Annotated in this window: 16 protein-coding genes; 10 read left to right on the forward strand and 6 right to left on the reverse strand. The window is 51.0% G+C overall.

Annotation, left to right across the window (positions count from 1 at the left end; genetic code table 11):
* Window positions 1-74 precede the first annotated feature (74 nt).
* From C5523_RS15270 to C5523_RS15295, 6 genes are all read left to right on the forward strand, one after another.
* Window positions 75-977 (forward strand): LysR family transcriptional regulator, encoded by a 903-nt coding sequence (locus tag C5523_RS15270; RefSeq protein ID WP_039079447.1) that lies wholly within the window; start codon window positions 75-77, stop codon window positions 975-977.
* A 240-nt stretch (window positions 978-1,217) separates the two neighbouring features.
* Entirely contained in the window at window positions 1,218-2,024 is an 807-nt protein-coding gene (locus C5523_RS15275) for a MipA/OmpV family protein (protein WP_108701442.1), read from the forward strand.
* Window positions 2,025-2,035: 11 nt separating this feature from the next.
* Window positions 2,036-3,151, forward strand: coding sequence for a serine hydrolase (locus C5523_RS15280; protein ID WP_108701443.1), 1,116 nt, complete (start codon window positions 2,036-2,038; stop codon window positions 3,149-3,151).
* Complete coding sequence (locus C5523_RS15285; protein WP_071194867.1) at window positions 3,138-3,485, forward strand: hypothetical protein; 348 nt, start codon at window positions 3,138-3,140, stop codon at window positions 3,483-3,485. Before C5523_RS15280 ends, C5523_RS15285 begins: the two co-directional genes overlap by 14 nt.
* A gap of 25 nt (window positions 3,486-3,510) precedes the next feature.
* Window positions 3,511-4,044, forward strand: coding sequence for a DUF2975 domain-containing protein (locus C5523_RS15290; RefSeq protein ID WP_071194866.1), 534 nt, complete (start codon window positions 3,511-3,513; stop codon window positions 4,042-4,044).
* Window positions 4,045-4,046: 2 nt separating this feature from the next.
* Window positions 4,047-4,283 carry a helix-turn-helix transcriptional regulator gene (locus C5523_RS15295; RefSeq protein ID WP_039079320.1) on the forward strand — a complete coding sequence of 79 codons (237 nt, stop codon included), beginning with the start codon at window positions 4,047-4,049 and terminating at the stop codon, window positions 4,281-4,283.
* A 131-nt stretch (window positions 4,284-4,414) separates the two neighbouring features.
* On the opposite strand, the gene C5523_RS15300 is transcribed toward C5523_RS15295, so the two are convergent.
* The gene (locus C5523_RS15300) at window positions 4,415-5,197 is read right to left on the reverse strand and encodes an AraC family transcriptional regulator (RefSeq protein ID WP_039079321.1); all 783 of its coding nucleotides are present in this window, start codon (window positions 5,195-5,197) and stop codon (window positions 4,415-4,417) included.
* An 89-nt stretch (window positions 5,198-5,286) separates the two neighbouring features.
* Between C5523_RS15300 and C5523_RS15305 the strand changes: the two genes are divergently transcribed.
* Window positions 5,287-6,003 (forward strand): class I SAM-dependent methyltransferase, encoded by a 717-nt coding sequence (locus C5523_RS15305; RefSeq protein WP_108701444.1) that lies wholly within the window; start codon window positions 5,287-5,289, stop codon window positions 6,001-6,003.
* Window positions 6,004-6,203: 200 nt separating this feature from the next.
* Here C5523_RS15305 and C5523_RS15310 read toward each other — a convergent pair whose 3' ends face one another.
* The 3 genes from C5523_RS15310 to C5523_RS15320 are packed head-to-tail and all read right to left on the reverse strand — an operon-like array spanning window position 6,204 to window position 8,754.
* Complete coding sequence (locus C5523_RS15310) at window positions 6,204-6,641, reverse strand: hypothetical protein (protein ID WP_108701445.1); 438 nt, start codon at window positions 6,639-6,641, stop codon at window positions 6,204-6,206.
* Between the two features lie 32 nt (window positions 6,642-6,673).
* A complete protein-coding gene (locus C5523_RS15315; protein ID WP_108701446.1) occupies window positions 6,674-8,077 on the reverse strand; it encodes a HAMP domain-containing sensor histidine kinase in 1,404 nt (467 codons plus the stop codon).
* Window positions 8,077-8,754, reverse strand: coding sequence for a response regulator transcription factor (locus C5523_RS15320; RefSeq protein ID WP_079496618.1), 678 nt, complete (start codon window positions 8,752-8,754; stop codon window positions 8,077-8,079). The genes C5523_RS15315 and C5523_RS15320 overlap by 1 nt, the downstream gene beginning before the upstream one ends.
* Before the next feature lie 205 nt (window positions 8,755-8,959).
* On the opposite strand from C5523_RS15320, the gene C5523_RS15325 reads away from it, so the two are divergent.
* The gene (locus C5523_RS15325; RefSeq protein WP_108701447.1) at window positions 8,960-9,796 is read left to right on the forward strand and encodes a MipA/OmpV family protein; all 837 of its coding nucleotides are present in this window, start codon (window positions 8,960-8,962) and stop codon (window positions 9,794-9,796) included.
* A 166-nt stretch (window positions 9,797-9,962) separates the two neighbouring features.
* Here C5523_RS15325 and C5523_RS15330 read toward each other — a convergent pair whose 3' ends face one another.
* Window positions 9,963-10,874 (reverse strand): NmrA/HSCARG family protein, encoded by a 912-nt coding sequence (locus tag C5523_RS15330; RefSeq protein WP_108701448.1) that lies wholly within the window; start codon window positions 10,872-10,874, stop codon window positions 9,963-9,965.
* Window positions 10,875-11,002: 128 nt separating this feature from the next.
* Between C5523_RS15330 and C5523_RS15335 the strand changes: the two genes are divergently transcribed.
* Entirely contained in the window at window positions 11,003-11,428 is a 426-nt protein-coding gene (locus C5523_RS15335; protein WP_039079327.1) for a helix-turn-helix domain-containing protein, read from the forward strand.
* A gap of 238 nt (window positions 11,429-11,666) precedes the next feature.
* On the forward strand, window positions 11,667-12,644 hold the full coding sequence (locus tag C5523_RS15340; protein ID WP_071194858.1) for an HNH endonuclease: 978 nt from the start codon (window positions 11,667-11,669) through the stop codon (window positions 12,642-12,644).
* 125 nt (window positions 12,645-12,769) lie between these two features.
* Here the strand turns inward: C5523_RS15340 and C5523_RS15345 are convergent, their stop codons facing one another.
* The gene (locus C5523_RS15345; protein ID WP_071194857.1) at window positions 12,770-13,828 is read right to left on the reverse strand and encodes an HNH endonuclease; all 1,059 of its coding nucleotides are present in this window, start codon (window positions 13,826-13,828) and stop codon (window positions 12,770-12,772) included.
* Between the last annotated feature and the right edge of the window lie 332 nt (window positions 13,829-14,160).

Genomic DNA, 14,160 nt, shown 5'->3' on the forward strand with positions numbered 1-14,160 from the left:
AAGACCTCAGGTGACAGAGCATAGGATCAATAACCCAGGTTGATAATATGGCTGAATTTCGCTTTACTTATGCCATGAAGGAACAAATCGGTTTTGAGAGACTCACAGGTCTTATTGCATTCGCTCGCGCAGGCGCTCTGGGTAGCTATAGTGCCGCTGCCCGTTCGCTTTCTGTTTCCCCCTCAGCCATCAGTAAAAGTATTCAGCGCCTTGAGAAGCAGCTCGGCATTGCCTTATTCACCCGAACGACACGCTCACTGGTGTTAACTGCCGAAGGGCGCGAACTGCATGAGCGGGCTTTGCGGTTGCTACGGGATGCGGAGGAGATTGAACAGATAGCGAAACACGCTCGCGCGGAGCCCGCAGGGATATTACGCATTGCGGCGTCACTGCCGGTGGGTATCCATATGATTGCCCCTCTCCTTCCCGCCTTTTGCGCACTTCATCCAAAAGTGACCATTGATCTACGCCTGAGCGACCAGCGAGTAAGCCTCGTTGATGAGAATATTGATATTGCCATTCGACTTGGCGAGCTCGCGGATTCCAACCTCCTGTTGCGTCGCCTTCCCCCCTATCAGATAGGTTGTTACGCCTCGCCTGACTATTTAGCCCGCTGCGCCCCTCCGCTGCATCCCAATGATTTATCCGGGCATACGACGATTAATCTGCGTTATCAAAATACAGGGCAGCTTTTTCGCTGGCCGTTTCGCGTCGGGGAGCGCGAGATAGACATTGTGCCGTCATCAACGATCATTGCGGATACCAGCGAAGCCGTCATTGCCGCCATTGTTGCCGGTGCCGGAATCGGTATGGCCGCGAATTTTATGGCGGCGTCCCGGGTAAGCGACAAAAAGCTTGTTCCGCTGCTCTGTGATTTCGCGGTGGAGCGGCATGACATGTCGGCCGTGTGGCATGAAAGTCGACGTTCCAATCCTGCGGTACGCGCTTTTCTGGATCATATGCTTAGCCATTTTTAAGCTACCGGTTTTCAGCGATAACACTCACTGCACCGTCAAATATGCCTCGTCAGGCGCAATGCGTAGCGTCGCGCCTGTCACAATAAATTTCTTACCTGTACACCGCGGCATCGCCATTTCCTGAAATCATCTTTCCGCTCAGTTGACTTAATATAAAACAATAATAATTTATTGTAAAACGATAAACTACAGGCTAGCCTGCACACACTTCAACCTACCGTTTGCCAGGAGAGGCATCGAATGAAAAGAAGTCTGCAATATGGCGTTTCGCTTGCGGGAATCATGCTTTGTGTTCCTTTACACAGCGCGGATCTGTCCGGGTACGCGGGTCTCGGCGTTGCAGTCAGCCCCGTCTATTCGGGGTCACAGCACGCTGCGCCAGGTCCGTTACTCAAAGGTGGCGTAAGCCTTAAGAGTGATGGCTGGGGATATTGGGATCTGTCTACAGACGGTCTGGCATGGACGCTGCCAGCGGATTCCCCGTTTGCCGTGAGCCTACTGTTAACACCGGATGAAGGGCGAAAAGAGGTGTTCAACTACCCATTTTCCGGCAGAAAAAACCGTGACTTGCAAGGGATGGGAGACCTTTCCGACATCCTCATGGCGGGTGCGGAATTGCGGTATCAACGTGAGGGCTGGATGGTATGGTTGCGCGCATTAAGTGCAACACAAAAGCACCGATACGGGGGCGAAACGCAGGATCCGGGCATGACGTTAAACAGTGGCGTGAAGGCAAAGCTATGGCACTGGCGGGATGTCGATTTTTCAGTCGCTGGCGATATCACCTGGGCGAACGGCGGTTATCAACAGCGCCATTACGGTGTCACCACAAGCCAGGCGCAACGCACTGATTTTTCTGTCTATCGCCCGTCATCGGGTTTCCAGCTTGGTGGAGTGTCTACCGGGCTGGTCTGGCACATTAGCGAAAACGTAGCCGCAGGAGTGAGCGGTCGCGCGGCATACTTGTTTGATGAGGCGGGTAAGAGTCCGTTAGTGAAAAGCCGAATGCAGTACACCCTGTCATCACTGATTCAGTATGAATTCTGAGGCGGACAACAATGAAGAAGCACTCTGTGCGCAGTCGTACGCGGTTGTTAGCCGCCGGTACAGCTTTTGTGTCGCTGATAGCGGCGGGGATCTACCTGCAACCCGGATTTAGTTCACCGTCTTTGCATCAGACGGGAGATGCAACGGTAGCCTCGTTTTTAACCCCTTTGCTGAAAGGATCAAGAGGCAGCGTTGCCGCCGCCTTCATCACCCCGCGAGGCGTACAATATGCGCTGTGGAACAGTGATTATGCAAAACAGTATGAAATTGCCAGCCTGACCAAAACCATGACCAGCAGCCTGCTGATTGAAGCGCAGCGACGCGGCGAAGCAACGGCACAAACCCGCGTAGGAGAGCTCGTCCCGGAAATCACTGGCCCGGCGAGCGAGATAACACTTGAGCAACTGGCATCACATCGCTCTGGCCTGCCGCCGCTGGCGACATCATTACGACAGAAAATTCAGGTGATTAAGGCCATCATCCTGCGTGACAATTTCTGGAATTACGATGACGAGACATTAATAGAGATGGTGAACACCACCCGCGTTGAAAAACCCGCCGAGTTTGATTACTCCAATACCGGCTATGCCCTGCTGGGATTGGCGCTGGCGCGCGCATCACATCAATCTTTTGCCACGTTGTTGCACACACGGGTTTTTGCGCAAGCGCAAATGAAAAGCTCCGTCATCGCAGATGATTCGAAACCCGTCACTCCTACATTCAGCCACGGCTGGTCAGTTTCCGGATTCAGCGAAGCGCCGTGGGTATTGCACGCATTTACCCCCGCCGCGGGAGTACGATCGACCATTGTCGATATGGCAAATTATGCGCAGGCGTTACTGGCAGGAAAACTCGCAGGAAGCGAAGCGATGCCGCCGCGATTTGCCACTGACGATCCCGATTCACGGATTGGTTATGCCTGGTTTACAACCCGCATACATGGGCGCGATATCACCTGGCATGACGGCGAGTCCTCTGGGTTTGCCAGCGCTATCGCCCTGGATCCGCAGCGTAAAAGCGCCGTGGTTATCCTCTCCGACACCGGATGGCCGGTGATTGGTCCGGCTGTTCGGCTGTTACTCACCCAGCCGTCTTCTGAAACAGAGGCACACCGTGAACTGGATTGATATTCTCTGGGCAATACTCGCCTTTGCTTCGACCATGTTGTTTGTGTGCGGAAACTGGGCTTCGCATTACAAACTTCGCTTAGTCAATTATATCCTGACCGTTGGCATTATTATTTACTGCGTGGAGATGATGCAGACAATAACGCACCTCAGTAAGCCGGGTTACTTATTCAGAATGCTGACCTGGGCGATTCAGGCATCTTATATCGCTTTTGGTGTCTACCGCGTATGGCCAAATCCCTGGCTAAAACGCGGCGCTAAAGGTCTGAACGCCAGCAAGATTGCTATCGCGCTGATGCTTATGTCATGCTTTAGCATACTGGTCTTAAAATAGTGCGTATTATTCAGGAAGGTTCAATGTGAAAGGTGCGAGAAATAAAATCAGCCTGGCGCTCATCACCGGCGTGCTACCGCTATTTCTTATCCTGGTGGTAATTACACCGCTGTGGATGTATTTCACGGGTTCGTCGTTTTTTATTTCCAGTATGCTCAGGTTCGCCGAGATTCAGGGCGATAATTTGCCAACCACGACGGTATCGTCACTTAACCAGCTACTTTTGCTGGTGATTCTCTATTTCCCGACGGGGCTGTTTGCTTTTGCTATCTGGCAAGGTATGAAAGTCACGCAACTGGTACGCCAAAAACAGATCCTCACTCAGGCGCTGGCGCACAGTGTACGTAAAATCGCGATAGCGATGCTAAGCCTTGGGATCGTCCTGCCAGTGTGCCGCTTTTTGATCCCTCTGGTCGTCTGGTGGCCGGAACATTTCTACCAGGTCACCCTGCTGATCGGCGATATTGTTCTGTTATTAGCGGGCGGCTTGCTGCTTGTGACGTTTCACTCCCTGGTTGAGGGGATCAGAGCGGAAGAAGAAAATAAGGAGTTTATCTGATTATGGCTGTCGTGGTTCATCTGGACAAAGTGTTGGTAGAGAAGAAAATGACGTCCAGAGCGCTGGCAGCCTTTGTGGGCATCACCGAGCAGAATCTCTCGCTGCTCAAGTCCGGGAAGGTTAAAGGTATTCGTTTTGATACGCTGGCAAAAATCTGTGAGGCGCTGCAGTGTCAGCCCGGCGATATTATTTCCTGGGAGCCGGATAGCCCACCAGCCGCACCGGATGACGCACTCTGACTGGCTCACTGAAAGTGAAGCGTCATTTGAGACATTACAGTTCCCCTCAGAGATATGAATAAACCAGCCAGTAACAGAATGGGGTCACACATGACGAAACCACAATGGCGGATTGCGGCAGACCAGCCTGATTATGCCGCGTCGTTATGGTTTCCTTGCATTTTGCACTTCCCGGGCGAATAACCGAATTTACGCATAAATGCGCGCGAGAATGCCTCAGCGCTGCCAAAGCCCACCATCGCGGCGACGGATTTAACGCTCCGTCCGGATCGTAATTTAGCCGCGCCCAGCGCTAACCGCCAGTTGGTCAAATATGCCCCCGGCGAGGCGCCGACCGTTTTCCTGAACACCTCGATAAATTGCGCGCGGGACATTTCGGCAATCGCAGCCAGGTCGGGGATCTGCCATTTCCGCGCCGGATCATCGTGTATAGCGACAAGGCTCCTGTGCAGTTTAGGGTGGGCAAGTCCCGCTAACAGCCCTGCATCCACGGTTCCCTGCGCGATGGCCCGACGAATGGCTAATACCACCACGACTTCGCACAACCGGGTCTGGACGGCACCGCCACCGCAACGGTTCACATCGTACTCCGCCACGATCAGTTCAGCCAGGCCAAGTAATTGCGGCATCTCCGCCATGGAAAAGCACAGCTCGTCCGGTAATGCGCTAACCAGTGGGTTCGCACTGCCGCCAAAATCAACCCTTGCGGCGGCGCACAGCGTCGCCCCGGCAGGCAGGCCACCCGATGTTCTGGCGCGGTAGAGCAAATGGGTCGGCCCGCCTGAGCAATTCACATCGATAATCAGCAGGTTTGCCGACGTTGGCGACTCGCACTGTTCCACATGGAGCGGAAAAGCGTGCAGGAAGGCCGTCAACCGATCATATCTTCGTGGAATATTCAGACTTTCAATCATGTCTTTGTCGAACTTTATTACCCAGAATCTTTTATTCTACGTCAACGAGAGAGAATGACCTATTACCTGGATAGCTGCCTGGAGATGCCATGACCCAAGATTCTGCTGCTAAATTCGACGCCACTCGCGCAGGGGAATACGCCCAACAAAGCCGGATTGCGCTGGCCGGATATGATGCCTGCCACGAACTTTCTGCATGTATGCTCTCGGCCGTGCTGGGCGAAGCGAAGCCTGCGCGTGTGCTGGTGGTGGGGGCCGGAGGAACAGCCGGGGAGATCATCGCCGCTGCGACACTGGAGCCACGCTGGTCTTTTGTCGCCGTCGATCCCTCTCAACCAATGCTCGATCTTGCCTGTGCCAATATCGCCAGTGCCGGAATAGCCGACCGGGTTGAAGCTGTTCCCGGTGCGGTTTCTGATCTGGATGCCTCCCCCGCCTTCGATGCCGCCATTATGATTGGCGTGTTGCACCATCTGCCAGGCGATGAGGCAAAACACGATATTCTGGCGCAGATTGCGATGCGCCTGAAACCGAATGCCCCGCTGGTCGTTGCAGGAAACTATCGCGCTTACGCATCGCAACCCGTGCTGATGGCCGCATGGGCAAATCGCTGGCGAATGAATGGCGCTGAACCCGAAGAGATCCAGTCTAAAATGAACAAAATTCTGCAGGGCGCAGAGCCACCCCGGTCAGAAGATGATGTCTTTACCTTACTCTTTGGCGCCGGATTTGCGGCCCCGATTCGCTTCTTTTCCAGTCTGTTCTGGGGGGCCTGGCTGGCCCGGCGTACGTCAGCGGTGAAATGAGCGAGAAGCAGATATTCTGCGGGTATTTTTCTGCTTCCTGAGATACCAGCACAGGCAAAATCTGTTTTCATTAGCCGGACACATCTTGCGATCCTGATATTGCTGGCGGGGTTAATCCGTTGAGTTTAATTAAGTCAACACAGCATGACGACCCGCCACGCCATCTGAGAACAAGCCTGATTCTCTACAAGCGTGTTGAGCTAACACGTTTTATCCCCGCCGATCCAGCGCTTGATATCACCTATTTTTGGCGACCGGATCCCCACGCTCAGGATGTTCTTGGTGGTATATAAGCTGACCTTCGCGTTGTCGCTACCCTGGTTTTCCACCTGAATAAGCGTGTTGTTAATCAACAGTCCATCCGCAAGGAACTTTTGGTTGATCTCACCTTCTTTGTGCTCCGCGTCAAACTCACTTAATACGATAACCGGATTTCCTGAATAGGCCTCATATTCCAGGCACTGCCTTGCCATGTGCCGTAAGGTTCTATAGGTATCGGAGGGCCCCGTCTGGCTGGTAAAACTGCCATCAAAAGATGACTGGCTGCTTTTTAAATCACTGACAGTGATGGCGCACCCGCTCATGAAGATTGAAAAGAACAGTGTTGCCAGAGACAGGTATTTCACTTTCGACTCCATTGTTCTGGTAGAGGCCCTCCGCCATGCAGGGATCAGATGTTGTGTTTCAGGCGTCCCTGGGGGTTGGGGAAGTCAATCGTCACCATCAGTCCACCTTCTGCAGATGTACTGAGGCTTACGCTGCTGTTGTGTTGCTGGGCAACCGCCTTGACGATGGCCAGGCCCAGGCCGCTTCCGCTTTGCATCTGCCTGGGATCGCGAAAAAATCGATCAAATACGCGCTCCCTCAATTCGACGGGAATGCCGGGGCCGGCGTCTGAGACACGTAGCTGCGTGGATTCATCGCGTGTTCGGACCTCTACCTCAACCCGTCCGCCCTGTGGGCTGTACTTCACGGCATTTTCAATGACATTGTCGATAAGCGACATCAGGCGCTCCCTGACGCCGGTCACCCAGGTTTCGTCATGGGAGTAAAATTCAAGCTCAATCCCGCGTTCAGCCGCCAGCGGTGACAACGCCGCCATACGCTCTTGTATGAGCGTCGTCAGCGGCACAGGCGCCATTACCGTGTCAATGCGCGCTTCACTGTGCATCAGCAATAGCAACTGATTAACGAGACGCGCCGCACGGCTATTGCTGCGAATAATCCCTGCCAGCAACTCCTGTTGCCTGTCGCTGCTGACATAGGACTGCAACGCTTCAACATTGATACGCATCGCCGCGAGCGGCGTACGTAACTCGTGAGCGGCATCGGCAATAAATACCCGTTCCCGTTCCGTGCTTTCCCGCACCCTGGCAAGAAAGATATTGATCGCATCAACCATCTGGCGAAGCTCCTTGTGCTTTGGCACTTCTTTTAAGGGCGAGAGATCGTCTGATGGTCGTAAGGAAACTTCATTAACCACTTTGTTCCACGGGCGCATCGCAATACGGATGGATAACCACGCTGGAAACAAAAGAAAAGGAATGCACACCAGCAGCGGCAATATGTAGTAGCCACGCGAGTTCAGATAAAAAAAGAAATTCCAGCCTGCGGCAGGGGTAACAAGCGTTACCTCCACGTCAGCGTTGTCTGACTTGAGCGTACGACCAGTCCAGGCGCGCCCTTCGCTCTGAATACGCTGAATCTCCCCAAACCGGGTATTTATCACCCCTGTCGGCGCGCCAGGGGATGAATAAATGAGTGCTTTATTCTTGCGAACAATCAGGCTGATTGAGAGCTCAGGATCTTCACCGCCGCCATAACCTTCCCGCAACGCCTTGCTGAACGCGTCAAGCAAGGCGGTTCGCTCCTGGGGTCGCTCGTCCATACTCTGAACCAGCGTAAAAACGGCGTCGTAGGTCTTACTGCCCGTGAGTATCGAGGGGCTGCGCAAGTCCTCCCACAAGACGAAGGTCAGAAATAGAGACCAAAGCAGTGTAAGCAGGAGCATCTGAGCGACCATAATTCGCCGCACGAGCGTTGGGGTTCTCAGTTGTCGCCAGAAATTTCGCATCAACCTTCCCCTTTCTGGATAGGCACGGTATCAATGACATACCCTACGCCCCTCACCGTTCGCACATAGCCTTCGCCAATTTTGCGACGCAAATTGCCCATATGCACATCGAGCGCGTTGCTCATATTTTCTTTTGAGCCGAATACCCTCTCTTCCAGAAACCTGCGTGTCAGCACGCGATCGGTGCGCAACATTAAAATTTCAAGCAGCGCGTATTCACTGGCCGTCAATTCAATATGACGTTCGCTCACTGTCACGCGTCGGGTCGGCACATGAAGCGTTAACCCCCGAATCTCTATCACCTCATTTTGAAAACCGTAACTGCGGCGCGCAAGCGCCCTCACCCTGGCCAACAATTCGGCCAGAACAAAAGGTTTGACGAGATAGTCGTCTGCACCGGCATCCAACCCGCTCAGGCGATCCTGCAGGGTGCCTCGCGCAGTGAGGATGATGACGGGGATCCCTTTGAGCTGCTGACGCATGTACGTCATCAGGCTCATGCCATCACCGTCGGGCAGCCCAAGGTCAAGCAACACGAGTTCCGGCACGCAGGCATCGATTTGATGCAGCGCCTCCTCTTTGCGGCGAACCCATATGACATCAAACCCTTGATCTGCAAGGGCGATACGCACACCGTTGCCCAGATCCAGGTCGTCTTCGATTAGGAGAATTTTCACAATGGTTACTGTATCAACAGTGAATGAAGATCGTCTGAAGAAAAGACGGTAGCAGGAAATCCATCAGGTTTGCAGCACTGGCACTTGCTTCAGCATTTCTTCATTTTTGGCTCATGAGAACTTTAGGGTAAGCATTCACACTGAGCATTCTGGCGATTAACAACCGTTTGTCTTGTAATCAGTTGAATCAACAAGGACTTCTTTAATGAAAAACAGAAACCTGCATCCTGAGTCCCCCTGTTCATTTCCGTGCCGCAGCCTGAAAAAAATGGTGCCGGGCGTTGTCCTGGCATTACTGACCACCCCGGTACTGGCGGCGGAACAGAAACAGAGCAACGAATTGACCCTGGGTGGAGGCGTGGATGTTGCGCCCTACTATTCGGGTTCGGATAAAAGTCGTGTCACCACTGCCCTGGTAGTTGATTACGCTATGGCAAATGGCTTCTTCGTCAGCGCCACGCGCGGTCTCGGTTACGGCAACAACATCGGCAAATTTAACTACAGCGCAGCGCTGAGCTACCGCGCAGGCCGTAAGGATCGTGACGTGGACAGCGGCTCGATAAACGGCGGCAGCGACAATTTGCGCGGTATGGGCGATATCAAAGGTTCAGCTATCGGTGTACCGACCCTGGGGTATGAGGTGACCGACTGGCTTAATATGCAATTGCAGGCTGAGGTGCCCCTTTCTGAGCGAGACAATGGTACGGCTTTGCATTTCGGCATTGTCAGCCCGCTCTATAAGTCATCGAGCAATGCCGTGACGCTGGCGCTAACCGGCAGTTGGGGGACGAGCAAGTATATGCAGACATACTACGGGGTAAGCGCATCGCAGTCGGCCGCATCGGGCTTTACACGATATGATGCCGGTTCCGGCATTTATGCCTGGTCCACGAATATTGACTGGACGTACAAGATTAATCAGGACTGGAGCGTGATTACCGAAGCTGGCTTTACGCAATTAACGGGGGATGCACGTAATAGCCCCATTGTTCAGCGAAAAACATCGCCCACCGGAAGCCTGAAGGTGACATACCGTTTCTGATTGCTGTTCGCGGTGCGTTTCCGGCAAACTTATGGCTATACAATCTCAATGAATTCCTTTCGCGCCGTCCCGGCTCAGATGGCGGGGGGCGCGATGTCGGATGTGCCGTTAGCAAAGGCCACGCTGGAATAACGTGGCCGGTGAGCCAGAGCGTTGTCGATAAGGTTTATCGTAGCGCGATTTCAGCCTGTGGGGCGTTAAGTGCGGCCTGAAAGTGTTGTTTTCCGGGTCCCGTAAGCCATTGATCCAATTTCATCATTTCACCGAACATCTTTTCCAGTGCCGGAATATCAGCAACGCCCGCGACAATGCCATTGTCTACCAGTTCGGTAAGCCGACGAAGGAAGCTGTTTTGTGTTAATAGTGCGTCGGGAAAGCGCTGATAGTGGATGGGGAAACCTGCGGCGTTTGAGAAAGCACGCTCCAGATCCTCCCCTGTCAGCGTCTGGCTGGAGATTTCCAGCACTTTTCCGGCGAACTGTTGCGGGTTACACAGGATGCGGGCATTGATACGCCCGAGATCGTCCAGCGTGATCATTTGCATCGGCTGGTTACGCTGCATGAAGAAGGAAAAATTCCCGGTGTTCAGCCCCATACCGGGCAGCATCAGCATTTCAATAAAGCTGGCCGGACGCGTGATCGTCCAGCAAAGTGGCAAAGAGCGGACATAATTTTCTATTTCCGTCTTGCTGTCGAAATGCCCCATACCTGTAGGGCCTTTCCCCGCCGCGCCGGACGAAGAATAAACAAGATGGCTGACTCCGGCCGCCAGAGCGCTGTCCGCAATGGCTTTTCCCTGAATGATCTCCTGCTCATCACTTATCTCTCCCTGCGGAGAGCTGGCCTGAACACTGAAAACCCCCTTGATGCCCACCATTGCCCGCTCAATGGAGGCTCTGTCAAAAAGATTACCGACGGCAAGCGTGATGCCCGCCGCCATCAATGCCTGCGCCTTTTCGCTATGCGGATCACGCACAAAGGCCCTGACTTCACGGCCCGCCGCCCGTAGCGCATGCGCCACCGCCCCGCCCTGTTGTCCGGTGGCGCCAAAAACAAGAAATTCTGCTGTTTTGTTCATGAAAGTTCTCGATAGTAACTATTGAAGGTCACAGTATGGAACTATTATGATTTCCTCCACAAGACGGCACATTTTTGGTCCCTGGTTACACAGAAGTAACTATCAGGAGCCTTCAGCGGAGAAAAGTTATGGCGCGTGAGATTAATGGCAGGCCGATCATTGAAACACCCGACGGACCGAAACTGACGCCGTGTGCCCCAGGGAGTGTGCTGGAAAGGCTGGGTGATAAATGGACCATTCTTGTTATTTCGCTGCTGTCGCTTTCGCCTGATATCCCCCTGCGATTTAGCGCCATCCGACGCGGCATTCCCGATATCTCACAACGTATGCTGACGTTGACGCTACGCAACCTGGAACGAGATGGTCTCGTGAACCGTTATTATTACCCGGAGCTTCCACCCAGGGTGGAATATCAGCTCACTGACCGTGGTCATTCGATGCTAAAACCCCTCGCCGGATTCACCGACTGGATCAGGGATACATGGCAGGATATTGAGGCGTCCCGAAAAGCCTTCGATGAGGCAGCCGGGAAAAAGACGACACCATCGCGTTAGTTCAGAGTGAAACCTGATTTTTATGTATGACGCAAACAGACTGGTGTCAGCCTCGCTGGTCTTCACGTGAGGCAGACAAGTCTGCCTCGCTGAAAGTCGGTGGTGAGTGAAGAACGGACACTGGGAGCTATCATTTATGATTAATGTGTTACAGAAGCTCAAATATTACACAGCTTGTTCTCAACATCCTATTATTGCTTTATGATTCAATTGGAATTTTTATGATGGAATCAAACGGATGAATCAGAAAGCATGGTCTTTTAAAGCAGTAGGTAAGGATGATCTCCGATACTTTGGGAATAATGGTTATCAAGATGACTCAACCAGTTTTTACCAATATGACAACTTTGTACCAAATCATAAGCAGGTCAAAAAAGGAGATATTGTCATAGTAACTGATAGAAATAACGTTCTGGGTATATCAATTATAGACAATTTATTATCAACCCCATATCTAAAAGCTCGTCACCGATGCCCATATGAGAATTGCACACCAGCAAAGTTGACTCTTCGGAAATCTAAAAAACCAAAGTGGCGCTGCAGCAATGAGCATGAATTTGAACAGCCTAAAGTAGAAAACGTACCAGCACTTAAATTTCAAGCTGAGTATAAGCAAAACTATATGTCTATTAATTCTATCTCCATGATAGATTTAATATCTCATACCCCACGTTACAACGTTCAAAGTTCAATTCAAGAAGTTGATTTTAAATGGGCAAGTAGCCTCTTTAGTGGCATCATTCAGTTGGATCCTTCTGAAGCTGACATTGATGATACTCCTCTCGATGTAGATGATCAGCGTAAGGCGGTTTTACGGCAGATTAAGCAAAGGCGTGGGCAAAAAGCTTTCCGTGACGCTTTGTTATCTCAAGAAGCAAAATGTGCAGTAAGTGGCTGTGAAATCGTTGATATCCTCGAAGCGGCACATATCACTGCATACAAAAATGATACACATAATCATGTAAGCAATGGACTATTATTGCGTTGTGACATGCATACTCTTTACGATTTGGACCTATTTGCAATCGATCCGGATTCATTGTTAATTTACTTTGCTCCACATATCCAAAATAAAGAGTACGCAAGGTATCATGGCAAAAAGCTGCATGTAACATATAAAGTTCACCACGGAGCTATTGTCGAAAGGTGGAAAAGATTTACTAAAAAATATGACTTAGCTGAACTCAATTCGCTAAATCGTATCATACATGGTTAAAAACCACTCTCAATAGAGCTTATGTTTTATTAAGTGATTACCATGTTTATAACCCACTCTTAATCAGGAGTGGGTATGATTTTATCTCATTAATTTCGCTCTGAGCGAGGTGTGGACGGACCGGATTAATCGCGTTCTTCGTCATTATGTTTATCGCTCCAATATTGTCGATGATTTAGCAAATGAGTGATTAACGGCCAGTCTTTTTTATCTTTTGGTAACCTTAGGTATCGTCCATCTAACTCTGAATATTCTGACCCAGCTAGCTGTTCTGATATCCTTATTTTCAATTCGGTATCAATCCAGAGCAAACCACGATCAAATAAAGTATGAATATCTGCTTTTAATAACAAGCCATGCTGGGCACGAGTATGCCAGGCCCCGGCATAAGGTGTAATATGAGCAGCTTCAAGTAATACTTGGATCGAACAACCTGTTACCGCACATCTACCTTCATAAGCTTCAATGAGTTTACGTCTAAATGCGGGCTGTCCTTCTCGAACAATAACTTCACGCAGAGCCTTTAGACGGATGTCACCTTCATCCTCGGGGAATTCCGTGAATAATTCATCCCTCGCTTCAACTATTAACCGATCACATAATCTCGGGATAGAAATCTGAACTGGCGTTCTGCCATCATCGCCAATATCCCATATACCATGCAGTTCTTGAACATACAGTTCATACCGTGTATTTCGTAGATTTCCTGTACGAAACAAAACGTCGTATGGGTTACCCATGTCAGTACGAGCGCTTTTACGGCTACCAAGATATCGATACCGTGAATTGCTATTAACAGTTAATGCATCCAGTTGAATGCGGATCTCGGTTTCCTTCAGAGGGGCGCTGCTGTTGCGGATCCACTTAACAATATTTGCAGCAGAGGCGGAACCGAGTTGTGTCACGGCATACCATACACGTAGATATTGCGGATAGTGAATTTCCTCAGGGATTATGGCTGGCACACTAGCAACATATGTTGAGAAATTATGATGGCGCATCCACTCTCCCCACTGGCGAGCATGTGTACTAATACCTATGCGATGTGGTTCGCGTTTGCCAATTTCGTCATTAAATTCCTGTCGGGAAGGGGCTCGACCTAGTTTTTCATAGAGTTCATCACAACACTCCCATACGGTTCGTACCAACGGACCTTGTGGATATCCATCTTTGCTCAGATTCAAAAGTTTTCTCCGTCAACGAACATACCTTGAGATAAGTGATATCCAAATCTGACACATAATTCGCAAAAATTCATCAGGCTTCTATGAGCAAGAAGACGACTAATCGACTTAGTACTTACCTGTAAATCTTGAAGTTGTGGGATCTTGTCCAGCCAAGAATAGCCAGTCTTTCCATTTTGTACTATGAAACCCTGCTGGTGGTGCACCTGCAGATAGGAATAACATGTCTAAGGCTGCGTAAGAGCCAGAGTTAGCAATAACATCGCTAACCACTTTGCATAAGGATCTTGATAACCGCATTTAAGTCCCCCAGCAAATTAGTGATAGTAAAA

Source organism: Phytobacter sp. SCO41 (assembly GCF_003073275.1).
GTDB lineage: Bacteria > Pseudomonadota > Gammaproteobacteria > Enterobacterales > Enterobacteriaceae > Phytobacter > Phytobacter diazotrophicus.

Excerpts from the sequence above, each read along its gene's own strand:
- C5523_RS15270 (WP_039079447.1), top strand. The coding sequence starts at position 75 with ATGAAGGAACAAATCGGTTTTGAGAGACTCACAGGTCTTATTGCATTC.
- C5523_RS15275 (WP_108701442.1), top strand. The coding sequence starts at position 1,218 with ATGAAAAGAAGTCTGCAATATGGCGTTTCGCTTGCGGGAATCATGCTT.
- C5523_RS15280 (WP_108701443.1), top strand. The coding sequence starts at position 2,036 with ATGAAGAAGCACTCTGTGCGCAGTCGTACGCGGTTGTTAGCCGCCGGT.
- C5523_RS15295 (WP_039079320.1), top strand. The coding sequence starts at position 4,047 with ATGGCTGTCGTGGTTCATCTGGACAAAGTGTTGGTAGAGAAGAAAATG.
- C5523_RS15300 (WP_039079321.1), bottom strand. The coding sequence starts at position 5,197 with ATGATTGAAAGTCTGAATATTCCACGAAGATATGATCGGTTGACGGCC.
- C5523_RS15305 (WP_108701444.1), top strand. The coding sequence starts at position 5,287 with ATGACCCAAGATTCTGCTGCTAAATTCGACGCCACTCGCGCAGGGGAA.
- C5523_RS15310 (WP_108701445.1), bottom strand. The coding sequence starts at position 6,641 with ATGGAGTCGAAAGTGAAATACCTGTCTCTGGCAACACTGTTCTTTTCA.
- C5523_RS15315 (WP_108701446.1), bottom strand. The coding sequence starts at position 8,077 with ATGCGAAATTTCTGGCGACAACTGAGAACCCCAACGCTCGTGCGGCGA.
- C5523_RS15325 (WP_108701447.1), top strand. The coding sequence starts at position 8,960 with ATGAAAAACAGAAACCTGCATCCTGAGTCCCCCTGTTCATTTCCGTGC.
- C5523_RS15330 (WP_108701448.1), bottom strand. The coding sequence starts at position 10,874 with ATGAACAAAACAGCAGAATTTCTTGTTTTTGGCGCCACCGGACAACAG.
- C5523_RS15335 (WP_039079327.1), top strand. The coding sequence starts at position 11,003 with ATGGCGCGTGAGATTAATGGCAGGCCGATCATTGAAACACCCGACGGA.
- C5523_RS15340 (WP_071194858.1), top strand. The coding sequence starts at position 11,667 with ATGAATCAGAAAGCATGGTCTTTTAAAGCAGTAGGTAAGGATGATCTC.